Source organism: Yersinia sp. 1652 StPb PI (genome assembly GCF_041538345.1).
Classification (GTDB): Bacteria; Pseudomonadota; Gammaproteobacteria; order Enterobacterales; family Enterobacteriaceae; genus Yersinia; species Yersinia enterocolitica_E.
Window position 1 is genome coordinate 1,310,517 of the sequence record NZ_JAULSM010000002.1, and the last position, 24,990, is coordinate 1,335,506.

Sequence of the window (24,990 nt, forward strand, 5' to 3'; positions counted from 1 at the left end):
TTAAAAGTTGCCCAAAATGAATAAACAAAAAAAGTATGAAATAGCCCCATTGAAAGATAGCAGTGAGAGCCTGCAAGGTATTGAAATCAGTGCGGAGAAAAGTGAGTGAACGCGAACGCCACGGTCCCATCTTCCCGACATGTATTTCACTATGCCCCGTTTCGAAACTTGTTTTTTGCCCGCCTCCTCACGGTATTAGGTAATGGAATCGCACCGATTGCACTGGCGTTCGCGGTGTTGGATATCGGCGGTTCCGCAGCAGATTTAGGTCTGGTGGTAGCTGCACGTTCTGTTTTCAATGTTGCCTTCTTATTGATTGGTGGAGTACTTGCGGATCGTTACTCACGAAGTAAGGTTCTGCTGTCTTCATCTGTCATTGCCGCCTTATCTCAAGGGATTGTTGCCTGGTTGGTGCTGGATGGAACAGCAACAATTATGTGGTTAGCAGTCCTTGGGACGATTAACGGCGCGGCAGCGGGCATTGCCCTTCCTGCTTCTTCAGCAATGGTTCCACAAACCGTGCCCGCACGTAACCTCAGGGAAGCGAACGCTTTTATCCAGTTGGGGGTCTATGGCGGGACGGTGATTGGCGCCTCACTGGGCGGGGTTCTGACGGCTGCCATTGGGCCTGGCTGGGGATTGGCCGTCGATGCCTTGGGGTTTGCCGCTTCAGCACCGCTTTATCTCTTGATTCGCACTGCCTCGGCACAGCTCCTCGCATCGCAAACCAATATCTTGCAGGATTTACGAGATGGCTGGCAGGAGTTTATTGCTCGTGCGTGGGTGTGGACTATTGTTGCCCAGTTCACTATTGTTAATGCCGCTTTTAGCGGCGTAGTGATGATCCTTGGCCCGATAGTGGCTGATGCTTCATTTGGGCGTGCCAGTTGGGGGATTATTGTTGCCGCACAAAGTATTGGCCTGATTGCCGGTTCTTTTATTGCACTCCGCTGGCGGCCACGACGCGATCTGTTTATTGGTGTCCTTCTGGTTGCACTTTGCGCAATCCCTATCACTCTCCTTAGTATGGTGTCTTCGACTGCCATCCTTATGGGGGCATTTTTTATTGCCGGCGTCGGTTTTGGGCAATTCGGTGTTGTGTGGGCACATTCTCTACAAACCCATATTCCACCCGAGAAACTCGCGCGTGTTTATGCCTATGATGCGATGGGGTCATTTGTGGCAATTCCTATCGGGGAACTTGCTGCGGGGCCTCTCGCTATGCACTATGGCAGCCGGGCCGTTTTGCTGGCTTCAGCCGTTGCTGTTGTGATAGCGACTATCGCCGCCAGCCTGACTCCGGCAATTAGGCGACTAAATAATGCCGCTCAGGTGAAGCAGCATATTTAGAGGCTTTGCCGCAGGTCATCAGGCGGCAAAGCTTGTCCAGTGATACTGTTGGCGCTTAGCTACAATATCACTGGGGGATTACAGCTTACAGTGCTCAGCGATGATGCGAATATCTTTTGGTGTGGTACGACAGCAACCGCCAATTAGTCGTGCTCCCAGGCGCTGCCATTCCCCAACCAGATCATTCAGGTGGTTGTGTTCGCCCCCGCAGGCATGCCAGGTCTTGCTCACAGCATCGTAATGTTCCCCTGAGTTTGGATACACCAGCAGCGGCTTATCAGCCAGTGCCGCAAACTGCTGTAGCGCCGGGGTCACGTTATCCAGCGCAATGCAGTTTATGCCGATGGCCAGTACTTGCTGATTGCCGCGCAGTAGCGCCAGAACTTCGGTCAGGGGGGTACCGTCACTAAGGTGTTGGCTGTCGCGTAGCGTGAATGCGAACCAGCCACCCAAAGTAGGGAATTGTTGCAGTAGTGTTAGCAACGCTTGCAATTCATCGAACGATGGCTGTGTTTCACAGGCCAGCAGGTCAACCCCAGCCTCAGCCAGTGCCGCGATACGTGGCCGGTGGAAGGCGATCATCTCATCTTGTGGCAGCTGGTAATCGCCTCGATACTCAGATCCATCTGCGAGATAAGCGCCGTATGGGCCAACGGAACCGGCAATCAGCAGCGGTTCAGCTTGCGGGTGCTGATTCAAAAAATCGTTGCGTGCCTGCTGTGCCAACTGAACACTTTTGGCAATGAGTTCCAACGATTGTTGCTGGTCGAGGCCACGGCGCAGGAAACCCTGTGGGGTCGCCTGGTAACTGGCGGTGATGGCACATTGTGCCCCTGCGTTAAAATAGTCCAGATGAACCTGATAAATTAGTTCAGGATTCTCAATTAGCACCTTAGCGGACCACAGCGGATCACTAAGAGAGCAACCTCGCGCCTCCAGTTCAGTGGCTAATGCGCCATCCAAAATCAATGTGCGATCAGCGGTTAAGAGCGCAGAGATAGGGTTGTTAACCGGCATGATTCTCTCCCAATGGTTGGTTTTTCCCGGCACGATGGGTCAGGTAATAGGTGATATAGCACAAGGCAACAAAGGGTAGCCCGCAGTATAGGGCGATACGTTGCTCAGGATCGAAGGCCAGACCGATACAGGCTAACAGGCACAGGCTGAAGCCTGCGATCGGCGTCAGCGGGTAACCCGGCGCGCGGTACTTCAGTCCCTCGATTGGCAGCCCGCTGCGTAGGTAGTTGCGGCGAAAAATATAGTGGGCTGCGCAGATACTCAGCCAGACTGCGACGACGGCAAAACCAGAAATCGCTGATAGCGCGACAAACACCGTATCTGGCGCGATAACACTGGTCAACAGTGCCAACAAGCCGCCGAGCATGCTAAAGATCAGCGCATTAATAGGAATGCCGCGTTTATTGATGTGGGAAAAATAAGCAGGCAGTGTTCGCTGATTGGCCAATGACCACAGCATGCGGCCAGAGGCGTAAAGACCAGAGTTAGCGGCTGACAGGATGGCAGTCAGGATCACGAAATTGAAGATATCGGCGGCATAGGGTACACCGATACGTTCAAATACCAGTACAAACGGGCTTTTGACAACCTCGGCCTGATCCATCGGGATCAGCGCAGCCAGAATAAATACCGTACCGATAAAGAAAACACTCAGGCGGATCACGGTGGTGCGGATTGCCCACGGAATCGCTTTTTCTGGTTTCTCTGTTTCGCCCGCGGCGATACCGATTAACTCGGTGCCGGAGAAAGCGAAATTGACCGCCACCATGGTCATCAGGATCGGTAAGGTGCCGTTTGGCAGCCAGTCAGAGTGGGTTAGATTGTGCAGGAAGGGGGCGGGTGTGCCGTCCTTCATCGGCAATAGGCCGAACATCGCCGCACCGCCCAAAATGATAAATGCCAAAATGGTGACGACCTTGATCAGAGAGAACCAGAATTCGCTTTCGGCAAAGAAGCGGGTAGTGACCACATTGAGCAGAAAAATAGCCAGACAAAAGATAAGGCACCATAACCACACCGGTGATTGAGGGAACCAATACTGCATACAGAACCCAGCGGCGGTCAGACTGGAACCGAGGGCTACTGTCCAGGTCAGCCAGTATAACCAGGCAACGGTATAGCCAGTGGCTGGGCCAAGATAGCGGGAAGCATACACGTGAAAAGCCCCGGTTTCTGGCATTGCTACCGACAGTTCACCCAGGCAGAGCATTACCAGATAGACCACCACAGCACCTATCATATAGGCCAACAGTGTGCCGAGGGCACCCGTGGTGGAGATTATATAGCCGGTGTTGAAGAATAAGCCGGTGCCAATCACGCCCCCCAGAGAGAGCATCACCAGATGCCGGGCCTTCATTGTACGTTTGAACTGCCCTTCGATGGGAACAGGTGAGTGCATGATATTTTATCCGTTTAGACGTCTATATCTCTAAATGGCTGTTAGTTATGCCGGCAATACCTTATGAAATCAATGCTAGATCAACAGTTATCACTTAAGAAGAGCATGGCGCGAGGGGGGAGGGGATTTAGTGCGTTAGAGGTGCGCTGGTGAATAAACATCGGCACATACTATAGGGTATGTGCCGGCTTATACTGGGTTTCCGTCTTCTGGCCGGTTGATGGCACCATGAATACTGGCTTTTAGCCAAGTTGCGTAAACATCGGTAATAACAAAGACAGTTTGATCACTACTGCATTGGCGATATCCAGGAAGAAAGCACCGACCATCGGTACAATCAGAAACGCAACGTGGGATGGCCCGAAACGTTCGGTAATCGCTTGCATATTCGCAATTGCTGTTGGGGTTGCCCCCAAACCTAAACCACAATGTCCAGCAGCAAGAACGGCCGCATCATAATTCTTTCCCATAATCCGATAAGTGACAAATATGGCATACAGAGCCATGGTTAGCGTCTGCACCAATAAAATCGCCAACATCGGTAATGCCAGAGACGCCAGTTCCCACAATCTTAGGCTCATCAGTGCTATTGCCAGAAAAAGGGAGAGGCTTACGTTACCGACTACGGAGACTGCACGGTCAAAAACCTGATAAAACCCGGTATAAGTGAGTAGATTACTAAGAATAACCCCGACAAATAAGACATAGACGAAGATCGGTAATTCAAATATAGATCCCGCCAGTAACCCCGTGATATAGCGACCAGCCATCAAACAAATGGCAATCATGGCGATAGTTTCTACTAATACCAGCGCAGTGATCATCCGCCCTGACTGAGGTTTCTCGAAGGTTGTGGGTTGCAAGGCATCTTCCGCTCTGCCATTGGGAGTGGCGGAATGTTTAATGAGATAAAGGGCAATAGGACCGGCGATCAAGCCACCTAATACCAAACCGAAAGTTGCGCAGGCCATGGCAACTTCCGTAGCATTACTTAAGCCATAATTCTCCGCAAATACGGCACTCCAAGCTGCACCGGTGCCATGCCCTCCAGAAAGTGTTATGGTCCCCACCAGCAGCCCCATCAGTGGCTCCAGCCCCAGCATTTTGGCCATACCGATGCCAACCATATTTTGCAGTAACAGCAAACCGATAACGACCACAAAAAACTTTATCAATACCTTACCGCCAGCCCTTAAGCTTGCCAGATTCGCATTAAGGCCAATTGAGGCAAAAAAAGTCAGCATTAGCGGATCACGTAGTGATGTATCAAAGCTGGCTTCCCAACCGGTCGTCTGATGAATAAGCAGAAACAGTAATGCGAGCAGCAAACCACCCGCAATAGGTTCCGGGATAGCATATTTTTGCAGCAGAGGAATATTCTGGACACATTGCCTTCCTAGCAATAGCACCAGCGTTGCAGCAACGAGCGTACCATAAGCATCAAAGTGAAACATATCGAGGCCCCACACAGGTAAAATAGTGATCTGTTATTTAAGTTTTTTTAAATAGGGCTAACAAACATATATTGGAGGATTCATGGTGACGCTCCTGATAACGGTGAGGCTAAGGAACTTTTTCGTGTAGGAATTCTATTAGCATAAAGAATAGCTAAATTAACGTTATCGCTTAATTAAAGCGTAGCACGACTTTCTTTTATCCTGTGTCTTTGGTGATGCTTTTCTGTATAACATGTTGTTTACAGCATAGATAATGGAATCTGGCATCACTTATTAGTTGCCTACCACCACAGAAAATAGCGGCTCGATAGCATTATGAATTTGCTCCGAGCGATAAAGCCCGGAGCTTGTAATCTATTAGCTAATAAACTCAACGGCCCCGCCATTGAGATTATACATTGCGCCAACTATTTTAATTTTCCCCTCTTTCTCTAATCCATTGAGAATGCTACTCCGGCTCCGTATTTCATTGATCGTATGCTGAACATTGGTTTTAGCAACGGCATCGACAAACTGATCATTTTTACCGGTTCTTTCTCCGTTAAATTGGGTTGCGTCAATTGCTGGCTTAATTTGATTTAACAAGCCGGTCAGATTACCGAGTTCTACGCCGTCGATTGCCCCCCGAACTGCGCCACACGAAGTATGCCCCAAGACCAGAACGACTTTTGCTCCCGCGGCCGCACAGGCAAACTCCATACTGCCCAATAAATCGTTATTGGCAATGTTACCGGCAATACGGGCATTAAATGTTTCACCAATCCCGGTATCAAAAAGAATTTCCGCCGGAGCCCGTGAGTCAATACAACTGAGAATAACCGCCGCGGGGAATTGACCTTCAGCACTGGCCCGTTTTTGAGCCAAATAATCATGCTGTTGCATTTTGCCTGCTCTAAAGCGGATATTCCCTTCTTTCATGCCAGCAATAATTTGCTCAGGAGTGAGTTTATCTCGCTCTTCACGCGTTAAAGCTGCTGCGTAAGATATCCCTGGTGTGGCTAGAGTTAATCCACTGGCGATACCAAGCACCGACATTCCTACCGCAGTTTTTAATAGTGAGCGCCGTTGTTTGGAATGTTTAATATCTGATTGATTGATTGGGGGTTGTGACATATTTATCTCCTCAAATATGATTTTCGGTACATTTTCATTTAGACACTATATGGAATAGCTGAATAGTGCTTATGAATGTAGCTTGCTATTGCTCAATAGTGAGCATTTCCAGATATTTCTTGTGGTATGAGTATCAATGAGTTAAGGAGAAAAACCCACGTGTGCGGGTTGGGCATATAAAGGCATTTAACGGCTAAACCCAATATTGTTATCAATTTAAGTTTTTCTTAAGCATCCATCATTACACTCCTTATTATCAGTAAAAGGAGCGATTATGAGCATGAATATTCAGGCACCTTACCCGTTGTTATTTGCTCAGAATGAGCAAGAAGAAAACGAACTGCAACAATATATTTAGCGGGAGTATAGCCGTGAGTTCAATGCCACTATCCCACATTTTTTACCTCATTTATTAGGACTGTATCGTGCCGATGGTGTCCTTATTGGTGCCTGTGGCCTGAATCGTGGTGATTTCGGGACACTTTATCTTGAGCACTATTTGGACGCACCTATTGAGGTGGTCATTGCAACGCAAACCGGGCATTCAGTTTTACGTAATCGTTTGGTTGAAATAGGTAATTTTGCTTGTTCGGAATCGGGAAATGCACGAATTATGTTTGCGGCTATTTGCCGGTTGTTATGTGAGAACCAGCTTATTACTTTCCTTGTTTGCGCCAATGCCCAGCATTTTTACTTTTCAAAGGAGGATACAACGATGATCCTTTTTGAACAGTTGGCGAAAATGGCGGCGCAAGACCCTCTGCGCCCTGCATTGTGCGATAGTTATCAGGTGATTAACTACGGTGAATTACTGCCCAAAATAGCGGCATTGGCAGAGAGGTTCCGCCACCAGAAAATAGCGCGACTGGCACTCTTGCTGGATAACGGCATTGACTGGGCCATTATCGATTTGGCTTGCGCATTAGCCAATATTGTTATGATACCGGTACCGGTTTTTTTCAGTAATGAACAGCAGAATTGGCTACTGGATAGTAGCGGTGCGGATGCTTTGATTGGCCCTGCGCGTGCAGGTTGGATATCCAAAATCAATGGGCTGTTTGCCAATATCCGGTGGTGGCAAAACAGAAAGAGTCCTGTTTGGAAAAACTCAGTACGATTGCAGATAAGGCCAGTTTAGCCAACGGGTCACGTGCTGATCTATTAATTTGGTCTGCTATCGTTAAAAGCAGTTGGGCAGGAGAGAAGGGGGGGCTGGGAGCATTGGATTTGGTTAAGGACGCGAAAGTTAAGCTGGAGCTGGCAATAAAACTTGATGCTAATGCGTTGGATGGCTCTGCTTATACCAGCCTCGGAACCCTCTATTATCAGGTTCTTGGCTGGCCTATTGGTTTTGGCGATAAAAAACAAGCCGAACTGTAGCTAAAAAAGCGTTACAGGTGAATCCAACCGGCATAGATCCCAACTATTTCTATGGTGATTTCCTGTTGGAGCAAGGGCGTAAAGCGGATGCAAAAGTCTATTAACAAAAAGCACTGGCGGCCCCAGCACGTTTAGGCCGAGAATTGGCAGATAAAGGCCGTCATCAGGACATTCAACAGCGACTTGATAAACTCTGAAGTTTCACTCTAAAAGGTAGCGCCACGATGCACAGAGAACGGCATAGTATCGAAAAGATAGGCTGGCTGCGGGCCGCAGTTCTTGGCGCTAATGATGGGATTGTCTCTACCGCAAGTTTGTTATTGGGTGTCGCGTCAGCCAATGCCACACATCAAAGTATTCTTTTGACCGGCATTGCAGGTCTGGTTGCAGGTGCGATGTCGATGGCAACAGGGGAATATGTCTCGGTATCTTCTCAGTCAGATACAGAAAAGGCCGCATTGGCGGAAGAGCAAGCAGAACTGAACGCCGATTTTCAAGGTGAATATCGTGAGTTAACCTCGATTTATGTCCATCGCGGCCTTGATGTAGCACTGGCCAAGCAAGTGGCTGAAAAACTGATGAGCCATGATGCGTTAGGTGCTCACGCCCGTGATGAATTGGGGATATCTGAAATCACCACCGCTCGCCCATTACAAGCGGCCTGGGCTTCTGCGATGAGCTTCTCAGCGGGCGCAATACTGCCCTTGTTGGTGGCGTTTATTGTCACGGCTGACTGGGCAATTCCAGCCATTAGCCTGTCAGCATTGGCTTCTCTGGCTATTTTGGGGGGGATTGCCGCGAAAGCAGGCGGAGCGCCAATATGGCCAGGTATTATTCGAATTACCTTCTGGAGTGCGCTTGCGATGGGGGTATCATCGGGGGTTGGCATGCTATTTGGTTCAGTCACAAGCTGAAATCAGAATAGGGTAGATCTGACAATAGAACGTTTCATTTCAGCTAGTTAAAAGAGCTATTGGGTAACAGATACATCTTCCTCTGCTGCGGATTGGCTTAACATGTAGAAAGCTGCATCAGCCTAATTTCACCACCGTAATCCCTTTCTTCGTTCCTTGCTCAAACTTGTACAATTATTATTTTCTTGTACAAGTTTGTATTAACCCGCTATGGTTAATCTATAGGTGTTTTAGGCAAGGTAAATGGCATGGCGACATACAGTATCAGTGAGGTGGCGCAACTTTGTGGTATTAATCCAGTAACACTGCGTGCCTGGCAACGGCGTTATGGCTTGTTAAAACCACAACGTACTGAAGGTGGCCATCGGCAGTTCAATGACGACGATATTGTCCGTATCCGCACGATTGTGCGCTGGATAGAACGCGGCGTCCCGGTTAGCCAGATCAAACCTTTACTCGACGGTGGCACAGCACCTGACGACAGCACTAACTGGGTAACACTGCAACAACAGTTACTGGCGCTGATTCAGGCTCCCGCACCGCATAAACTCCGTAGCCGTATCTTTGAATTAGGGCGTGAATATCCACCTCAGGCTCTGATTGAATATGTGCTAAGACCATTACGTTCACAGCTTAAGAATGACCATCAATTGCTGCATATGCTGAGTCGTTTGCTGGATGGCGTGATCATTGAATACGCGACTTTTTGTATGCTGGGTGCACGCAAGAAGCCAGGCGAGAATGTATTACTACTGGGATGGGGAAACACCGATCCTACCGAGCTGTGGATGGCCGCCATCGTTCTGGCGAAAAACAATATGCATATCGATATTTTGCCGGGATCGCTGGAATCTCCGCAATTGGCTATGTTTAAGGCCGAACGCTACTTTCTCTGCACCGATGGCGTACTCAATACTGCCAAGCGGCGGCAATTAGCAGCTTGGTGCGATGCTGGCTTGAATATTACGCTTATCGATAACCATGCTCTGCTAATCCTTGCTTCGGAGCACTGCCATGAGTAACGCTGAAGCACTGCTGGCACGTTTTTCACAATTCTATACCACGCTGGATACAGCACGTCTGGTCGAGCTATCTGATGTTTATCATCGCGATATCCACTTTATCGATCCCGTCGGAGAACATCAGGGATTGAGTTCACTTGAAGCTTATTTTCAATCGCTGCTCAGTAACTTAAGCACTTGTAGCTTTACCCTCACTGACATTCAGCACCATGACCAACAAGCCTCTGTGTGCTGGCATATGACTTATGCCCATCCCCGTCTGCGCCGTGGCAGCTTGCTCAGTTTAGAGGGTATCAGCCAGTTACGCTTTGCTGAACAGCGGGTCATCTATCAGCGTGATTACTACGATCTGGGTGCCATGCTGTATGAACATATACCGCTGCTCGGTGGGATTGTTGTCAAATTGAAGAAGAGGCTGCAAGCATGAAACACGTGGTGATCACCGGAGCCAGTTCCGGTATTGGGCAGCAATTGGCGCTCGATTATGCCGCCGAGGGCTGGCAGGTGACCGCCTGTGGACGTGATGAAACCCGGTTGATGGCACTTGGCGCGCATGATTCGGCAATTACGGCGCGCCATTTCGACATAACCGATTTGTCTGCTACGCGTAGCGCGTTGGCGCAATGTCCGGCCGATCTGGTTATTTTGTGTGCTGGAACCTGTGAATACCTTAATAACGGTGTCGTAGAGGCTGAACGGGTTGCACGGGTGCTTAATACTAATTTTCTTGGTCCGATCAATTGCTTAGATGCCCTGTTACCACAACTGTCGTCCGGGAGCAGGATCGCATTGGTGGGGTCAACAGCCAGCATCATCCCCATGTCGCGCGCAGAAGCTTATGGTGCCTCAAAAGCGGCACTTGCCTATTTTGCCCGCAGCCTGGCCGTGGATTTGGCAAAATCCGGTATTAATGTTTCGCTGATATTACCCGGTTTTGTTGCCACACCGCTGACTGACCGCAACGATTTTGCCATGCCGATGATAATCACCCCTAAGCAGGCTTCGCACTATATTCGCCGTGGCCTGGCAAAAGGGGCCGCTGAAATTGCTTTTCCCCCACTGTTCGCCGCGCTGTTACGACTAACAGCTCTACTTCCACAAGCTCTACAACGCTGGCTTGCCAAGCGTTTGGTGAGGTAATCCAATGAGAATCGCCATTATCGGCAGCGGGATTTCCGGTTTAACCTGTGCATGGAAGTTAGCTAAAAAACATCAGGTTACACTGTTTGAAGCCAATGATTATCCCGGTGGGCATACCGCGACCGTGGACGTCACGCTGGAAGGGCGCAGCTACGCTATCGATACCGGATTTATCGTCTATAACGAGCGGACCTATCCGCAATTTATTGCTCTGTTGGCTGAATTGGGCATCAGTGGCCAAGCCACGGAGATGAGCTTCTCGGTTACGCATCCACGCAGTGGACTGGAGTACAACGGCCATACGCTCAATACTCTGTTTGCCCAACGCCGTAACCTGCTGAACCCACGCTTTTATCGCCTACTGGCAGAGATTATGCGTTTCAATCGCCAATGTAAGAAAAACCTGGCGAATGGCGGTATTACGGCTCAAACGGTGGACGATTTTCTGCAACAGGAAGGTTTTTCCCCCTATTTTGCCCAGCATTATTTGTTACCGATGGGGGCCGCTATCTGGTCTTCTTCAATGACTGATATGCGCCAGTTTCCATTAGCACTGTTTTTGCGCTTTTTCGATCACCACGGTCTGTTAGACATCACCAACCGCCCACAATGGTTTGTAGTGCCAGGCGGCTCGCGTGAATATGTGCGCCGCATGTTGGCCATAATGGCAGACAACCTGACATTGCACCTGAATATGCCAGTCCTGCGGGTTGAACGCCAACCACAAGGGGTGATACTTCATAGCGCCTTGGGGCAACAACATTTTGATCAGGTGATTTTTGCCTGCCATGCCGATCAGGCACTGCGTCTTCTGGCCGATGCCAGCCCGCAGGAGCAACGTGTTTTAGCTCAGTTGGGCTATCAAGCGAATGAAGTCATCCTGCATACCGATATTCGTCTGTTACCACGCCAGCGCCGTGCCTGGGCCAGTTGGAATTATCGCTTACCTGCCAGCGACGAGCATGCAGAGAACCAACTCGCCAGCGTGACTTACAACATGAATATTCTGCAAGGCTTGGATGCGCCACAGACCTTTTGTATCACACTCAACCCACAGCAACCGATTGAACCGGCGCTTATTCTGCGCCAGTTTAGTTATCACCACCCGGTATTCAATCAGACTACTGTACTGGCACAACAGCAGCGTTCGCTGATAAACGGGCAGCACAATACCTGGTTCTGCGGCGCTTACTGGTATAACGGATTCCACGAGGATGGGGTACGCAGTGCGCTGGACGTCACGCAGGTTTTGTTGCAGGAGAACGCCGCATGAATAGCGCCCTTTACGTAGGACATGTGCGCCATCGTCGCTTCAGCCCGGTCCAACACAGCTTTGATTACCAAATCTTCATGCCATTGATTGATCTTGATGAACTGACACAATTGCCCGCGCTGGGTATTGCGTTGGAACGCTTTGCCCCAGCGTCGTTTTATCGTGGCGATTATCTGGGTGGTGGCGATATTAAACACAAAGCGCAGCAACGCATTGCACAATTGACCGGCGAAAAGTTGAATGGCCGCGTGATGCTGTTGTGCCAGTTGCGCTATCTGGGATGTTACTTCAATCCCGTCAACTTTTACTATTTGTATAACGATGATGACAAACTGTGTTGGTTGTTGGCCGAAGTTCGTAATACCCCGTGGAATGAACGCCATACCTATGCCGTAAATCCAGAAGGTACCTCAACCATAGATAAAGTTTTTCATGTATCACCGTTTAACCCGATGGACATGACCTACCACTGGCGGCTCTCCGCCCCCGCACAGCGACTGCGCATTCATATCGAAAATCACCGTGTCAGCCGCGAATTTGACGCCACATTACTGCTTTATCGACACCCTCTAACGCGGGCAACGTTGCGCCGACAGTTATGGCTTCTGCCTCTAATGACACTGAAAACTGCCACCGCCATTTACTGGCAAGCACTGAAATTATGGCTGAAACGTACCCCCATTTACCCTCACCCCGCCGCCGGCGGCAAGGATGAACGATGAGTTCCTCAGAATACACCCTCGCCGATAGCACCCCTTTTTCGGGTCACAATAAAGGTGCTCGTCGCATTATTTTTACCTTGCTACAGCAGTTGCAAGGGGGCGGATTATTGCTGCGTGAAGCCGGTGTCGGTGAAATCCAGTTTGGTGATACCCAAGCCCCGCTACAGGCTGAAATTGAGGTTTATGATCCCCGTGTTTACCGCCGAATACTGTTGGGTGGCAGCATTGCTGGTGGAGAAAGCTACATTGACGGTTATTGGAGCAGTCCTGATCTAACTCGCCTGCTTCAGTTGCTGGCCAGTAACATGCAGTTGGTCGATAAGATGGAGGCCCGTTTAAGTTGGCTGACCGCCCCTTGGCATCGGCTGGTGCACCTGCTACGTGATAATAGTCGGCGGCAGGCACGGCGTAATATTGCCGCACATTACGATCTGGGTAACAGCTTCTATCAGCAGTTTCTCGACAGTGAAATGCTTTATTCCAGCGCGTTGTACAGCGAAACGGAGATGACATTGGAACAGGCGCAACAGGCTAAAATGCGTCGCTTGTGCCAACAGTTAGATCTGCAACCGCAAGATCATCTGTTGGAGATCGGTACTGGGTGGGGAGCGCTGGCGGAATTTGCCGCGCGTGAGTATGGCTGCCGCGTCACCACCACGACTATCTCGCAGGAACAGTACGTTTATGCCCAACAGCGTATTAAGCAAGCTGGATTAGAGGATCGCGTTACTCTGTTGTTTGAGGATTACCGTGAGTTGACGGGGCAATATGACAAACTGGTCTCGGTCGAAATGATCGAAGCCGTAGGCAAACGTTTTCTGCCTCTATTTATCAAACGTTGCCAGCAGCTACTGAAACCTAAAGGCAAAATGGTGTTACAGGCGATCACCATTACCGACCAGCGTTATCAGCAATACAGCAGCAATGTGGATTTTATCCAGCGTTACGTCTTCCCCGGGGGCTTCTTGCCATCGATAACCGCGCTGTGCGATACCCTCACACGCCATAGCGATCTGGTGATGTGTGACCTGTTCGATATTGGCCGTGACTATGCCCGCACGCTGCAACAATGGCGTGAGCGTTTTGAGCAGAATTGGCCTTTATTACACAATCAGGGATTTGACGAACGTTTTCAGCGCCAGTGGCGATTTTACCTGTGCTATTGCGAAGCTGGTTTTCTGGCGCGATCCATCAGTACCGTACAACTGAGTGCTGAGCGTCGATGAGATTGGGCGCCGGATTTTGGCTAACCACGCTCGGTTTTGATGCCTATTGGACGCTGGCCATTATTTGGCGTGAACAAGTAATGCTTTTTCTACTTCTGGGCGCTGCGCTGGCACTGATATTTACCCCGCGGCAACAGCGTATATGGGTCCTGTTAGCGGCGCTACTGGGTATTACCATGGATGCGTTTTGGTGCTATCTCGATATCTTTAAATTTGCTGGAGGGGGCGGTGTTCCCATATGGATGTGCGCATTGTGGCTTACTTTCACTAGCTGGTTTTATTGGCTACTGAGACGGATTATCCCGACGGTGAAAACAGTGGTGTTGTTAGGTGCGCTTACCGGCCCACTAGCCTATGTTATCGGCTGGAAATTGAATGCGATGACTCCACAAATCGCACCTGAAATGATGATCCTCACCCTATCTTTAGGGTGGGCTATTTATCTGCCAGTTGTCAGTTGGCCAATACTACGCAGGAGAATTGAATGAAAATGCTGTTAACTTTTCTTCTTTGTCTGAGTACTCAGATGGCACAGGCCAGCGATTGGACCACGTGGCCGACGGTAGGCAGTGCCACGCTACGTTGGGGGCCCTTTGATATTTATTTTTCAGTATTGCGCACACCGAGCGGACGCTATGAGGAAGGGGGATGGCCGCAGGCACTCAGTATTAACTATCAGCGTTCTATCACCCAAGAAGAGCTGGTGAACGCGACACAAGAACAATGGCAAGCCATGAAAATCAGCGTGTCTGCAGCACAGCAGCAGCGTTGGCTCAAGCAGATAGCGACTATATGGCCGGCAGTAACCTCAGGCAGCCAACTCACTTTCGTGGGTGATAATACTGGCGGACAATTTTATTATCGCGCGCCATCTAATCCATATATTAAGCCGATTGGTGATCGTTTCGACCGTGCTTTCCGAGATGCATTTCTCGCTATCTGGTTGTCACCGACGACACAATATCCTGACTTACGGCAACAATTGACTGGAGGTATCTGATGAATATCAAAAGCCTGTTACTGGTTTTCCTGTTTGTACTGGCTGGATGCAGTGCAGATATCAATGACTATCAAAACAATAAACCTAGTTTCGATTTGTTCGGCTACTTCAGCGGCGAAACCCGCGCCTGGGGAATGTTGCAGAATTATCAGAATAAACAGACTCGCCGTTTTGAGGTGGTTATCCAGGGAGATGTTGTCGGCAATACCCTGACGCTCAACGAGAAGTTTGTTTTTGCTGATGGCGAACACCAGACCCGTATCTGGCGCATCATCAGAAACGCGGATGGCAGCTATCAGGGGACGGCAGGGGATATCATTGGCGTGGCCCATGGTTATACCGCAGGTAATGCTTTCAACTGGCGTTATGATATGGACGTGAAAACAGAGAACGGCAGCATAAAACTGCACTTTGATGACTGGCTGTATCGCCAGGATGATACCCATTTGTTCAACCAGACATCACTGCGCAAATTTGGTGTTGAAGTCGCCAAAGTGACCCTGTTTTTTGAAAAGAAAAGCTAACATTCTGTCGGTGGGTGCAATAATTCATCGAGCTTTTGGGTCGCTAATGTGGCCGTTCTAAGTCCATCACCAATACACAATTTCTATTTTTATTTGCCGAATCTGCGAAATAAAAACCAAAAAGGAAGGTTGTATTATCATGACTCAGATTTTCACTTTAACATTATCCCCTTCGCTAGACAGCGCAACAACGACGCCCAAAATCTACCCTGAAGGAAAACTACGTTGCACGGCACCTATTTTTGAGCCGGGTGGTGGCGGTATTAATGTCGCTCGTGCTGTTGTTTATCTTGGTGGTCAAGCTCATGCAATTTTTCCTATTGCTGGCCCTACAGGGGAGCACTTGAAAGAATTGCTTGATCGGGAAGGTATTGAGACGAAAACGCTGAAAACGCAGGATTGGACACGGCAGAACATGCATGTCCACGTAGACAACAGTGGTGAACAGTATCGTTTTGTTATGCCAGGGGCGCGATTGAGTGATGCTGAGTTTGATCTACTGGTACTACAAGTGCAAAACATCCCTTCAGGATCGATTTTGGTTATTAGCGGTAGTTTGCCGCCAGGTACGGGTATTGAAAAATTAGTTCACCTGATTCAGCAGGCTAAAGCTATGGGATTGCAGTGCATCATTGATAGCTCTGGCGATGCATTAAAAGCGAGCTTAGATTTGGGGGGGCTTGCTTTGGTAAAACCTAATCAGAATGAGCTATCGGCCCTTATAGGGCGGGAGTTGAAGCATCCTGATGATGTACGCCATGCTGCTAAGGAATTGGTTAATCGTGGCGCTGCCGAGCGAGTCGTGGTGTCGCTTGGGCCACAGGGAGCATTAGCAGTCGATCGTGATAACTGGGTACAAATCGTTCCCCCGCCGGTGAAGAAGATGAGTACCGTTGGGGCAGGGGACAGTATGGTTGGCGCAATGACACTGAAACTGGCAAAGGGTGCAGACCTGTTTGAGATTGTACGTTTTGGTGTTGCCGCAGGTAGCGCGGCAACACTTAATCTTGGCACGCGCCTTTGTTCATTGGAAGATACTCAACGCCTGTATGACTATATTTGTAAGAGTTCGCATCATCCTATCAGTTGGTAATGAACCGGATGCCAGCTCGTGACCTGAATGCGTGGGCAACGCGTTTAGCTAACAAAGAAAACCCGCAGCGGACTGAACTCAATGCCCTAAATATTTGGGGCATTTTTAGGGCTGAAAATGGGTTTTAAATTTATACCTTGGTGCTTTCATACTGAACCCACTGAATGTTGCAATCAGTTCCCGAAGAGGGGCCTAAGCTGGAACCCCAGAAATTTTCGCTGTGTAAATGCGCCAGCATTCGAACCAGTCCGCACCATTACTTACGCGGGTTATCAGTGCTGTTGTCCGACGGCTGGCGCGATTTTATCCGGAAAAAGAACCTATACATGATCTCACAGTGAGGCTTTCTGCCCTTAGCGATTGATACCTATTTCTTAGTCAGCCAGGGAGATGTAGTGCTCCAGAAGATGATATCTGCGCCAAGATAATCGTCGGCAAATTGTACAAACTCATCCTTGCTAAATGGCTTACCCGTATTGGGGTTCTTGTAGGTCAACGTCGGCTCCTGCACTGCCATGGCAATGAGTGCTAGCTTACTTTTGTATTTGTTGAAGAACGGATATGAGTTCTTCATTTGCGCTTTGCGGTTGGGAACAATATCTGGGCCGCCAAGTCCAATATTATTGGCACTCGCGAACTCAAACAGCCGGCCCATGTAATTGTGGTCGTTGTTCCATTCGCACGGCCAGAAATTGACATATTGCACCACATGGGATTTGGTGAACACCTTTCGCGCAAAGGTGAGATTTTCCATTTCGCCTGCAAAATAGTTATCGCAGGAAAATCCCTTGGGTAGCTTTTTCTCGTCAAGATCAATGGCTGTTTCGGGTAGGTTCACACCATAGACTCGACCATCGAAACGCTCTGCAATCGCTGCCAACAGAGCCTGATAACGTTGGCGCACAGCAGGATCCCATTGCTGTGCCACCCAACCCGAACCACTCGGCTTTCCTTCGCCAGGATTGTCAAATTGTGGCGATATCCCCCCACCGTACCTGGCATCATTCATCAGATAATCAGGAACGTACCTGGCATTCTGTTCGAAAAACCGATCCTGGATCTGGATGAAAAGTTTTTTATTGGCTACCTTAAGACGAGCCAAGTCCTTCTCAATCTGCGAGAAGTTGTATTTGTTCTTCTCAGGTTCGAGTGAGCGCCAATTGTAAACGATCTGCGCACCGCCAATGTCGCTACGCGCGATAATGACTGATGACGCTTCGAGGTCGCCAGAGCTGGTATAGACAAAGTTTTCTGGCATTTTAGCTAATATGGGCAGTGTCGCAGTAAGCAGTGTTATTGCGACAGTGAGCCTAATGCTTTTGGTCACGAGATTATCCCTTTTTGAAGGTTCGGTTAGGGGGGAGATGACTTTTACACGTCCCAGACTGATGAGTTATCAATGTGATATAAACCCACAATCAGACCCAGCCAAGCAATTTTTCCCCATCTGGACGCAGCTCCCCATTTGGGGGATACATGTCTGTAGCGAGTTTCATGGGGATCACTGAATAATAGATGAATAGCCTAAGTTTTCATTACAAAGCCATTTTTTTGCAATAAATCTGGTTCGATCATGATATGTTTGCAAAATTAATCACTCGCGATTGCACGGGAGACATCGACTATGTTGGACAAGTCTGCATTATTACGCGTTAGCGCGCTGGCGGCATCCTTGATGCTGGTTGCCTGTAACCAGAATTCCGGTGCCAGCACTGCTGCGGTTGGAAATGTACAATCCCGCGAGCAGGCAGTCTTGCCGACCACGGCGATTGAACAGAATATACCATCGGCTGTGACAGTCGCGGCTGAAATACCGGCGGGATGCCGGATCCAGTCATCCGGCGAGTGGAAGGCATCTGTATATGCGCAGCCGCCCAGGCTTATAGTGTCAGGCGAGGTTGAAACTTCTACCGGTGGATATGAGGTCATGCTTGAGCGTGGCGGGGCTGGTCTCAATCCAGCTATCGTAATGATGGAACTGAAGGTCGTTCCGCCGCCCGCCGACGCGATGGTATCGCAGATGATTACACCCCATTCGGTAAAGACTGAAGTACCTGACATGAGTCGTGACCTGACGCGAGTTGTTATCAACTGTGGTGGTGGAAAGCTCGCGGAGATAGCAGCAATCTCGGTGCTGAACTGAGCAACCCATTGGATGATGTCGCGGGAGCTGTGTTCCGTGGCAGTGGTGGCCCAGCGCCACCTCGGCCCTGGGATACGTATCCAGCCACGCCTGCCCATTCTCGCTGTCAAAGAAGGCCTTCACTGTTCCCAGACTCTGATTACCCATCGAAGCATATTTGACCAGTGATTTATAGCGGTCCAGGTCGCCACGGACCTGAAGTTGCTCAAACAATGCGTTGGCTTCTGCAGCAATAGCGGTTCCCGCTTTTTCTTCTCCCGCGCAGTTGCTTTCAGTACTTTATTTCTGGTCACTGTGTCAGCAAGCGTTCGCCGCCCTTGTTCTTTCCAATTGCTGCGCGAACATCGTTTGGAACCAGGCCACAGGCATATAGCACTGATAGATCACTTGCACACTGCCATCCGTTCTGCGCGCCAGTGTGCGGGTATCCAGTACTTCCCCATGAGACGGGAGTCATTCGGGGAGGCAGTCATCGCGCGAATGGTATCCACACTGACCTTATCGTTACAGGAATTCAATGACAGGATAGCGGGGAACACCATAAAACATCTTTTCATCATTATTCGTGTATCTCGAATGACCAATATGTGACGGACTCAGTGATAGCCAAAAATATCAGCATTACGCATTGATTTTATGCTTGATGCCACAGCCTCTATCAGAGACCCTGGCTATACAGTCTCTCTGAGTCTCTTGCATTAGCCTGCGTTTTAAATCCCCATGATCCCATTGACCTACATTTTATCTTTACGGACCGTTAATAACGGCCATTCGAAAGTTTTAGACTCCAGAAGGAATCGAAGGTAATCACTCGATATGGAGATGGAGAAATCCAAAAATGAACAGCCTCAGTGGCCGAATACGTTGGTAGTGAGTTTATGCTTCCGTATGATTAATTCGCCGTGCTTGCTCATACCGCGCTCCCCAGTATTTATTATCAAGCTTTGAGATGGTCACACCCACGCTGCTCGAGGCATGGATAAATTTGCCCTCCCCGATGTAAACACCCACGTGTCGTGTTTGTCGTGAGGTTTTGAAAAAAACCAGATCGCCTGTATCTAAAGCTTCCTTGGTGATCCGAGATCCTTGTTTCATTTGTTCCTGGGCACTTCTTGGCAAACTCAGGGAAAACTCATCTTCAAAAATGCGCTGCATATAAGCAGAACAATCGATACCTTTACGTGTGTTCCCGCCAAGCTTGTAACTGACACCTTCCCACTCGTCATAATGGGTCAGGATTTTTTTGAGTTTTTGTGTCTCATGACGCCCAGACGCCGACTGGATTGACGCATTTTGTAAGGATGATGAGCTCACCAATTTCCCTGAGGGTTCGGCAAGCGCGGGAAATGTAAATAAAGAGACAATCGCAATCATAACGGGGGTTATAGTCTTAAACATAAGGGTATCTAAAATATGAGGTGAATGGCTTTCCTTGGTTAACGCATTGACTAAAATCCTTCTGGAGAGCGGCATTCTACACATTAAAGCTCATAAAAGAAGCACTAATAGTACATTTAATGAGCTATTTTGTGGTGCGAAAGTCTGACTTTTACTGTAACTCGTTAATGAATATATAAACTTCAGACAATTATTCATTTTTAATTAGCAGTAAATACTCACATCGTTGAATCATATTCAATGGTTTATTTAGAGCGCTTGGATGAAAAGTATTTCCATATGTAAGCAGTAGTTTTTATATGTTTATTATTTTTTACTCTAAAGAAAGTGAGTTATCAGAAAATTACTTCTGTTTTAAGGATATGGACTTAATACATCTTTGTAAAGCAGCTCCGGTTATGGAGATAGAGTCAACAATAAACCAGTGTTTTTATCGCCTTATGACTTCTTTGAATGAAATTTCTAATGCATTTTCATCTCGTAAAAATAAATCATTAAAATTAACTGGGCGAGAAAAACAAATATTAACACTTTTAATGTTTGGTATGGCCACTAAAGATATTTCGGATTTGTTGAGTATTAGTGCGAAAACAATAAGCTCTCATAAAATTAATATACTTAAGAAGTATCAAACGACTAGCTTAGTTGAACTATATAATAAATGGAAAAAATTCCCGATTTAAATAGCAACTTACTTTTTTTGAAAAGGTATTGGAGATTTGGATGGCTTGGCATTATCAGTATAGTAACATTGCCAGCGCATCGAGATGCTGTACCCAGTTGTGGGTGCCACGTCGAACACCAATATTCGAGTATAGGCTTTAGTCAATTTCAGATTTTTGTGGTCAATACCGTCTTTTGAGAGACACAGTTGTATTACTTGTATACGGTATACCTACGTTCCCGATATTTTATCCTTTCTCGCATATTTTTACTGGATACCAATATGCTTATTATAAAATCTATTTATTTCTCTTGAAATTTTTTGCAGCAGGTTGGTTTTGTTGATGTAACAGGAAGACATTGTCTGGACGTTCAGAAAGATAGCCTAATCTATTTTTTCTGCGGAAATTTATATGTTTTCAATAGCCTTTTTATAAGTAATCTGAATGGTCGCATAATTTTTCTTTATTAAGGTAATTAATATTAACATTAAATAACTTATTTTTTATATCAAAGACTGTGCTTACAGTTTTACTGAAACGATTAATATTCGTCAGGTATATTTCCAATATTATTATCCCGATATGTTGATTCTGTTATAATGCCTACAAATCTAATCTGGCTATTCGTTGGACTAAACTCACACTTAGCTCACTGGTTTTAAAGCTTTTTTTCTATGACGTCTTTCAGCGCTCGGCATTCCAGACTCAGATCGGCAAACCTCTGCTTCAGACGACGATTCTCGCCCTCAAGATCTTTGATCTTTTTGATATCAGTGGTTTCCATACCGCCTACTTTACCTTCCTGTTGTAATAGCTGGCTCAAGAGATAGCGGCCTTATGACACTCGATCCGGCCATCTTCGACAGATTTTAGAACGGCGATGATTTGGTGCTTAGTGAATCGGATCTTGCGCATCGTGATCTTCTCAGGGACATAATCTGTATATCGGAAGATCTCTAAAAGTGAGTGGGTCGCTTTGATGGGGTACCTATGTAACAGCTTGAGGCAAGGGCTCAATTAGCCTTGCTGGTTTGACACGAGAGGAAGCTCTGTGGTAACCATAACACGTAACAAAGCCCACTTAATTTAACAAGTGAGCTAATTGATTGCTAACTATTTTTACAATCCATGTGACGAAATTACGAAGTATCGTATTCCTGTCTAATCACCTGCTTGTTAAGACTGATGTTCAGCCGCAGTAACAAACAAGCTTAAATAGTGGTGCCCGGACTCGGAATCGAACCAAGGACACGGGGATTTTCAATCCCCTGCTCTACCGACTGAGCTATCCGGGCAACGGGGCGCATTAAACCGTATTGGCGGCAAGTCGTCAATGAGTTTCTCTTATAAAGGCGATCGGTTGCTCTCTTTTCATGCAAAAATAGCGAGAAAACTGTTGGGAAGTTAATTTTTATGGTGCATCTACATATTTCATCTACTTGATTTATAGATTTTTTATTTTTTAGTGTGTTAAATAACAATGGCTTAGATATTCACTAAAAGTGCATTTTTATTGGCCTACAAGGTTGAACCTGCCGGCAAAACATGCAATTATTGCGAAAATTTAGCGTTACTATTCATCCCTCTAATCCATATCATTTCGATTAAGTAAGCAGGAGGCGGTTATGACAGTAGTAGACTATTCAATGCATAATGAGCGCTTCTCATGCTATTTCTCCTGTTTATCTGCTGTTAAGTTCCTTGTTACTTCCATGCGGTAAGGCTATCTGTCGCTCACTGTTAGGCATTATTAAAAATAGAGCTGGATCTCTGATTTTACTGATGTCTATTGGTCGATGCGAAGACCAGTTAACTCACTATTCTAGCTTCTATTTGAGCGAGTGATCGTGTGCGTAATAGATATCAATTTGCCGGCATTGCATAAAATCTTCACCTTATGCGATGTCATATACATGCCAAAATGGCAGCCTCATACCTGACCGTTTGAGAGTAAGTGACATGACACTATTAAAAATAGCAACAAGTGCTCGTTTGGCTTCTTATATAGAAAGCCAGCGGGGAATGGTATACCTCAATCAAACTGATTTTACTGATGTTGCCGCTGTGGTGATGTCGGTTGAAGATGCCAATGCCGGTATATTGTCAAAGTTGCATGATCTGGGTTTTGCTATTCCTACTTTTGTTGCTGTCACGGCACAACAGACGGTTTCTGCCGATTATTTGCCTCTGATTAAGGGGATTATTACGCTCGGCGAAGCAAACAAAGCTTTTTACAATGCTCAGGTAGAGGCTGCCGCCAGTGAATATCAAAAAAATCTATTACCGCCATTTTTCTCAACATTGAAAAAATATGTCGAGATGAATAATTCAACTTTTGCTTGCCCAGGGCATCAGGGTGGCGAGTTTTTTCGTAAGCATCCTGCCGGTCGCCAGTTTTTTGAATTTTATGGTGAGACCATTTTCCGTTCAGATATGTGCAACGCAGACGTCAAACTGGGTGACTTGCTGATCCATGAAGGTGCAGCTAAAGATGCACAAAAATATGCAGCTAAGGTCTTCAATGCGGATAAAACCTATTTTGTTTTGAATGGTACATCGGCTGCGAATAAGGTCGTGACTAATGCCTTATTGACCCGTGGTGATTTGGTATTGTTCGATCGTAATAACCATAAATCCAACCATCATGGTGCGCTGATTCAGGCTGGGGCGACACCAATCTATTTGGAAACGGCCCGCAACCCGTTCGGTTTTATTGGTGGTATTGATGCTCATTGTTTCGACGAGCGTTATTTACGCCAGCAATTGCGGGACGTTGCGCCAGAAAGAGCAGAAGAGGCGCGGCCATTCAGATTGGCGATCATTCAGTTGGGTACCTACGATGGCACGGTGTATAACGCACGTCAGGTGGTTGATACTATTGGTCATTTGTGTGATTACATTCTGTTTGATTCTGCGTGGGTAGGTTACGAACAGTTTATTCCGATGATGAAGGATTTCTCACCGCTATTGCTGGATTTAAATGAAAATGACCCTGGGATTATTGTGACTCAGTCAGTGCACAAGCAGCAGGCTGGTTTCTCCCAAACCTCGCAGGTACATAAAAAAGATAATCATATCAAAGGGCAAAAACGGCACTGTAATCATAAACGTTTTAATAATGCATTTATGTTGCATGCCTCAACCAGCCCGTTCTACCCATTATTTGCTGCACTGGATATTAACGCCAAAATTCATTCTGGTGACAGTGGCCGCCGCATGTGGATGGATTGTGTCAAGTTGGGCATCGATACGCGTAAACTATTATTAGAACGCTGCTCAATGTTGCGGCCATTTATTCCTCCCACTGTCGGTGGTAAAAATTGGCAAGATTACGATACGGACGTTATTGCTAATGACACACGTTTCTTTAATTTTGTGCCTAATGAACGTTGGCATGGCTTTGAAGGGTATAACCAAGACCAATATCTGGTTGATCCTTGTAAGTTATTACTGACGACACCGGGTATTGATGCTAACAGCGGCCAATATACCCAATTTGGTGTTCCGGCAGCGATACTGGCTACCTTCTTGCGTGAAAATGGCATTGTGCCGGAAAAATGCGATCTGAATTCAATTTTGTTCCTGCTAACACCGGCAGAAAATCCAGCAAAAATGGCACATCTGGTTGATATGCTGGCTCAGTTTGAGCGCTACGTGGAGCAAGATGCTTTATTGTGTGATGTATTACCGACGATATACCGTAAGAATGAAGAGCGCTATCGCGGCTATACTCTACGCCAGTTATGCCAAGAAATGCATGATCTCTATGTCAGCTATGATGTTAAACAACTGCAAAAGGATATGTTCCGCAAAGCCAGCTTACCGCCGGTATTAATGAACCCGCAAGATGCCAATATCCAGTTTATTCGCGATAATATCGAGCTAATCCCTATTGCCGAGGCTGAAGGGCGCATTGCTGCTGAAGGCGCACTCCCTTATCCACCTGGCGTATTGTGCGTGGTGCCAGGTGAAATGTGGGGCGGGGCGGTACAGCGTTATTTCCTGGCGTTGGAAGAGGGGATTAATTTATTGCCCGGCTTCTCGCCTGAATTGCAGGGCGTTTATATCGAAAAAGGTGATGTAGAGTGGCGGCGTATCTTTGGTTATGTCATTACGCCGTAAACTGAAGTACTGATAGACAGCCAATGAGAGCA

The 24,990-nt window shown here is 47.5% G+C and carries 23 protein-coding genes, 1 tRNA gene and 2 pseudogenes; 17 read left to right on the forward strand and 9 right to left on the reverse strand.

Going from position 1 to position 24,990, the window contains the following annotated elements:
- The first annotated feature begins 105 nt into the window (after positions 1-105).
- A complete protein-coding gene (locus tag Q2T71_RS22385; protein ID WP_372560600.1) occupies positions 106-1,350 on the forward strand; it encodes an MFS transporter in 1,245 nt (414 codons plus the stop codon).
- Positions 1,351-1,428: 78 nt separating this feature from the next.
- On the opposite strand, the gene mmuM is transcribed toward Q2T71_RS22385, so the two are convergent.
- The 4 genes from mmuM to Q2T71_RS22405 all read right to left on the reverse strand — a co-directional run bounded on the left by mmuM (position 1,429) and on the right by Q2T71_RS22405 (position 6,336).
- Entirely contained in the window at positions 1,429-2,367 is a 939-nt protein-coding gene (gene mmuM / locus Q2T71_RS22390) for a homocysteine S-methyltransferase (protein WP_372560601.1), read from the reverse strand.
- Entirely contained in the window at positions 2,357-3,766 is a 1,410-nt protein-coding gene (gene mmuP / locus Q2T71_RS22395) for an S-methylmethionine permease (protein ID WP_372560602.1), read from the reverse strand. The genes mmuM and mmuP overlap by 11 nt, the downstream gene beginning before the upstream one ends.
- A gap of 242 nt (positions 3,767-4,008) precedes the next feature.
- Positions 4,009-5,220 carry a sodium/glutamate symporter gene (gltS, locus tag Q2T71_RS22400; RefSeq protein WP_372560603.1) on the reverse strand — a complete coding sequence of 404 codons (1,212 nt, stop codon included), beginning with the start codon at positions 5,218-5,220 and terminating at the stop codon, positions 4,009-4,011.
- Between the two features lie 360 nt (positions 5,221-5,580).
- Positions 5,581-6,336 (reverse strand): carbonic anhydrase, encoded by a 756-nt coding sequence (locus Q2T71_RS22405; RefSeq protein ID WP_083162603.1) that lies wholly within the window; start codon positions 6,334-6,336, stop codon positions 5,581-5,583.
- A 418-nt stretch (positions 6,337-6,754) separates the two neighbouring features.
- On the opposite strand from Q2T71_RS22405, the pseudogene Q2T71_RS22410 reads away from it, so the two are divergent.
- From Q2T71_RS22410 to pfkB, 14 genes and pseudogenes are all read left to right on the forward strand, one after another.
- Positions 6,755-6,964: pseudogene (locus Q2T71_RS22410) on the forward strand (thermostable hemolysin); the annotation flags it as partial.
- A gap of 87 nt (positions 6,965-7,051) precedes the next feature.
- On the forward strand, positions 7,052-7,474 hold the full coding sequence (locus tag Q2T71_RS22415) for an AMP-binding protein (RefSeq protein WP_372560604.1): 423 nt from the start codon (positions 7,052-7,054) through the stop codon (positions 7,472-7,474).
- Positions 7,435-7,716 carry a hypothetical protein gene (locus Q2T71_RS22420; RefSeq protein WP_372560605.1) on the forward strand — a complete coding sequence of 94 codons (282 nt, stop codon included), beginning with the start codon at positions 7,435-7,437 and terminating at the stop codon, positions 7,714-7,716. The genes Q2T71_RS22415 and Q2T71_RS22420 overlap by 40 nt, the downstream gene beginning before the upstream one ends.
- A gap of 224 nt (positions 7,717-7,940) precedes the next feature.
- Positions 7,941-8,630, forward strand: coding sequence for a VIT family protein (locus Q2T71_RS22425; protein ID WP_083162615.1), 690 nt, complete (start codon positions 7,941-7,943; stop codon positions 8,628-8,630).
- Between the two features lie 248 nt (positions 8,631-8,878).
- A complete protein-coding gene (locus Q2T71_RS22430; RefSeq protein WP_372560606.1) occupies positions 8,879-9,652 on the forward strand; it encodes a MerR family transcriptional regulator in 774 nt (257 codons plus the stop codon).
- Positions 9,645-10,079, forward strand: a complete 435-nt coding sequence (locus tag Q2T71_RS22435; protein WP_372560607.1) for a nuclear transport factor 2 family protein — start codon at positions 9,645-9,647, stop codon at positions 10,077-10,079. Before Q2T71_RS22430 ends, Q2T71_RS22435 begins: the two co-directional genes overlap by 8 nt.
- Positions 10,076-10,792 carry an SDR family NAD(P)-dependent oxidoreductase gene (locus Q2T71_RS22440; protein WP_372560608.1) on the forward strand — a complete coding sequence of 239 codons (717 nt, stop codon included), beginning with the start codon at positions 10,076-10,078 and terminating at the stop codon, positions 10,790-10,792. Before Q2T71_RS22435 ends, Q2T71_RS22440 begins: the two co-directional genes overlap by 4 nt.
- 4 nt (positions 10,793-10,796) lie before the next feature.
- Entirely contained in the window at positions 10,797-12,065 is a 1,269-nt protein-coding gene (locus tag Q2T71_RS22445; RefSeq protein ID WP_372560609.1) for an NAD(P)/FAD-dependent oxidoreductase, read from the forward strand.
- Positions 12,062-12,787 carry a DUF1365 domain-containing protein gene (locus Q2T71_RS22450; protein ID WP_083162624.1) on the forward strand — a complete coding sequence of 242 codons (726 nt, stop codon included), beginning with the start codon at positions 12,062-12,064 and terminating at the stop codon, positions 12,785-12,787. The genes Q2T71_RS22445 and Q2T71_RS22450 overlap by 4 nt, the downstream gene beginning before the upstream one ends.
- Positions 12,784-14,013: a class I SAM-dependent methyltransferase gene (locus Q2T71_RS22455; RefSeq protein WP_372560610.1), complete on the forward strand. Its 1,230-nt coding sequence runs from the start codon at positions 12,784-12,786 to the stop codon at positions 14,011-14,013. Before Q2T71_RS22450 ends, Q2T71_RS22455 begins: the two co-directional genes overlap by 4 nt.
- The gene (locus tag Q2T71_RS22460; protein WP_372560611.1) at positions 14,010-14,501 is read left to right on the forward strand and encodes a DUF2878 domain-containing protein; all 492 of its coding nucleotides are present in this window, start codon (positions 14,010-14,012) and stop codon (positions 14,499-14,501) included. The genes Q2T71_RS22455 and Q2T71_RS22460 overlap by 4 nt, the downstream gene beginning before the upstream one ends.
- The gene (locus Q2T71_RS22465; RefSeq protein WP_372560612.1) at positions 14,498-15,013 is read left to right on the forward strand and encodes a hypothetical protein; all 516 of its coding nucleotides are present in this window, start codon (positions 14,498-14,500) and stop codon (positions 15,011-15,013) included. The genes Q2T71_RS22460 and Q2T71_RS22465 overlap by 4 nt, the downstream gene beginning before the upstream one ends.
- Entirely contained in the window at positions 15,013-15,537 is a 525-nt protein-coding gene (locus Q2T71_RS22470; RefSeq protein ID WP_372560613.1) for a DUF3833 domain-containing protein, read from the forward strand. The genes Q2T71_RS22465 and Q2T71_RS22470 overlap by 1 nt, the downstream gene beginning before the upstream one ends.
- 139 nt (positions 15,538-15,676) lie before the next feature.
- Positions 15,677-16,630, forward strand: coding sequence for a 6-phosphofructokinase II (gene pfkB / locus Q2T71_RS22475; RefSeq protein ID WP_083162632.1), 954 nt, complete (start codon positions 15,677-15,679; stop codon positions 16,628-16,630).
- A 367-nt stretch (positions 16,631-16,997) separates the two neighbouring features.
- Here pfkB and Q2T71_RS22480 read toward each other — a convergent pair whose 3' ends face one another.
- The 3 genes from Q2T71_RS22480 to Q2T71_RS22490 all read right to left on the reverse strand — a co-directional run bounded on the left by Q2T71_RS22480 (position 16,998) and on the right by Q2T71_RS22490 (position 20,246).
- Positions 16,998-17,888 carry a hypothetical protein gene (locus Q2T71_RS22480; protein WP_372560704.1) on the reverse strand — a complete coding sequence of 297 codons (891 nt, stop codon included), beginning with the start codon at positions 17,886-17,888 and terminating at the stop codon, positions 16,998-17,000.
- A gap of 332 nt (positions 17,889-18,220) precedes the next feature.
- Entirely contained in the window at positions 18,221-18,691 is a 471-nt protein-coding gene (locus Q2T71_RS22485; RefSeq protein ID WP_372560614.1) for a hypothetical protein, read from the reverse strand.
- A gap of 958 nt (positions 18,692-19,649) precedes the next feature.
- On the reverse strand, positions 19,650-20,246 hold the full coding sequence (locus Q2T71_RS22490; protein ID WP_372560615.1) for an NlpC/P60 family protein: 597 nt from the start codon (positions 20,244-20,246) through the stop codon (positions 19,650-19,652).
- Positions 20,247-20,470: 224 nt separating this feature from the next.
- On the opposite strand from Q2T71_RS22490, the gene Q2T71_RS22495 reads away from it, so the two are divergent.
- Positions 20,471-20,854, forward strand: coding sequence for a LuxR C-terminal-related transcriptional regulator (locus Q2T71_RS22495; RefSeq protein ID WP_372560616.1), 384 nt, complete (start codon positions 20,471-20,473; stop codon positions 20,852-20,854).
- A 646-nt stretch (positions 20,855-21,500) separates the two neighbouring features.
- Here the strand turns inward: Q2T71_RS22495 and Q2T71_RS22500 are convergent.
- Positions 21,501-21,751, reverse strand: a pseudogene (locus Q2T71_RS22500) (transposase); the annotation flags it as partial.
- Positions 21,752-22,055: 304 nt separating this feature from the next.
- A tRNA-Phe gene (locus tag Q2T71_RS22505) sits at positions 22,056-22,131 on the reverse strand.
- Between the two features lie 664 nt (positions 22,132-22,795).
- On the opposite strand from Q2T71_RS22505, the gene speF reads away from it, so the two are divergent.
- Entirely contained in the window at positions 22,796-24,958 is a 2,163-nt protein-coding gene (gene speF / locus Q2T71_RS22510) for an ornithine decarboxylase SpeF (RefSeq protein ID WP_372560617.1), read from the forward strand.
- The last annotated feature ends 32 nt before the right edge of the window (positions 24,959-24,990 follow it).

What these genes read in the sequence shown, in the direction of transcription:
- mmuM (WP_372560601.1), bottom strand. Translation starts at nt 2,367, where the DNA reads ATGCCGGTTAACAACCCTATCTCTGCGCTCTTAACCGCTGATCGCACA.
- mmuP (WP_372560602.1), bottom strand. Translation starts at nt 3,766, where the DNA reads ATGCACTCACCTGTTCCCATCGAAGGGCAGTTCAAACGTACAATGAAG.
- gltS (WP_372560603.1), bottom strand. Translation starts at nt 5,220, where the DNA reads ATGTTTCACTTTGATGCTTATGGTACGCTCGTTGCTGCAACGCTGGTG.
- Q2T71_RS22405 (WP_083162603.1), bottom strand. Translation starts at nt 6,336, where the DNA reads ATGTCACAACCCCCAATCAATCAATCAGATATTAAACATTCCAAACAA.
- Q2T71_RS22415 (WP_372560604.1), top strand. Translation starts at nt 7,052, where the DNA reads ATGATCCTTTTTGAACAGTTGGCGAAAATGGCGGCGCAAGACCCTCTG.
- Q2T71_RS22425 (WP_083162615.1), top strand. Translation starts at nt 7,941, where the DNA reads ATGCACAGAGAACGGCATAGTATCGAAAAGATAGGCTGGCTGCGGGCC.
- Q2T71_RS22430 (WP_372560606.1), top strand. Translation starts at nt 8,879, where the DNA reads ATGGCGACATACAGTATCAGTGAGGTGGCGCAACTTTGTGGTATTAAT.
- Q2T71_RS22435 (WP_372560607.1), top strand. Translation starts at nt 9,645, where the DNA reads ATGAGTAACGCTGAAGCACTGCTGGCACGTTTTTCACAATTCTATACC.
- Q2T71_RS22440 (WP_372560608.1), top strand. Translation starts at nt 10,076, where the DNA reads ATGAAACACGTGGTGATCACCGGAGCCAGTTCCGGTATTGGGCAGCAA.
- Q2T71_RS22445 (WP_372560609.1), top strand. Translation starts at nt 10,797, where the DNA reads ATGAGAATCGCCATTATCGGCAGCGGGATTTCCGGTTTAACCTGTGCA.
- Q2T71_RS22450 (WP_083162624.1), top strand. Translation starts at nt 12,062, where the DNA reads ATGAATAGCGCCCTTTACGTAGGACATGTGCGCCATCGTCGCTTCAGC.
- Q2T71_RS22455 (WP_372560610.1), top strand. Translation starts at nt 12,784, where the DNA reads ATGAGTTCCTCAGAATACACCCTCGCCGATAGCACCCCTTTTTCGGGT.
- Q2T71_RS22460 (WP_372560611.1), top strand. Translation starts at nt 14,010, where the DNA reads ATGAGATTGGGCGCCGGATTTTGGCTAACCACGCTCGGTTTTGATGCC.
- Q2T71_RS22465 (WP_372560612.1), top strand. Translation starts at nt 14,498, where the DNA reads ATGAAAATGCTGTTAACTTTTCTTCTTTGTCTGAGTACTCAGATGGCA.
- Q2T71_RS22470 (WP_372560613.1), top strand. Translation starts at nt 15,013, where the DNA reads ATGAATATCAAAAGCCTGTTACTGGTTTTCCTGTTTGTACTGGCTGGA.
- pfkB (WP_083162632.1), top strand. Translation starts at nt 15,677, where the DNA reads ATGACTCAGATTTTCACTTTAACATTATCCCCTTCGCTAGACAGCGCA.
- Q2T71_RS22480 (WP_372560704.1), bottom strand. Translation starts at nt 17,888, where the DNA reads ATGCCAGAAAACTTTGTCTATACCAGCTCTGGCGACCTCGAAGCGTCA.
- Q2T71_RS22485 (WP_372560614.1), bottom strand. Translation starts at nt 18,691, where the DNA reads ATGTCAGGTACTTCAGTCTTTACCGAATGGGGTGTAATCATCTGCGAT.
- Q2T71_RS22490 (WP_372560615.1), bottom strand. Translation starts at nt 20,246, where the DNA reads ATGCCGCTCTCCAGAAGGATTTTAGTCAATGCGTTAACCAAGGAAAGC.
- Q2T71_RS22495 (WP_372560616.1), top strand. Translation starts at nt 20,471, where the DNA reads ATGTTTATTATTTTTTACTCTAAAGAAAGTGAGTTATCAGAAAATTAC.
- speF (WP_372560617.1), top strand. Translation starts at nt 22,796, where the DNA reads ATGACACTATTAAAAATAGCAACAAGTGCTCGTTTGGCTTCTTATATA.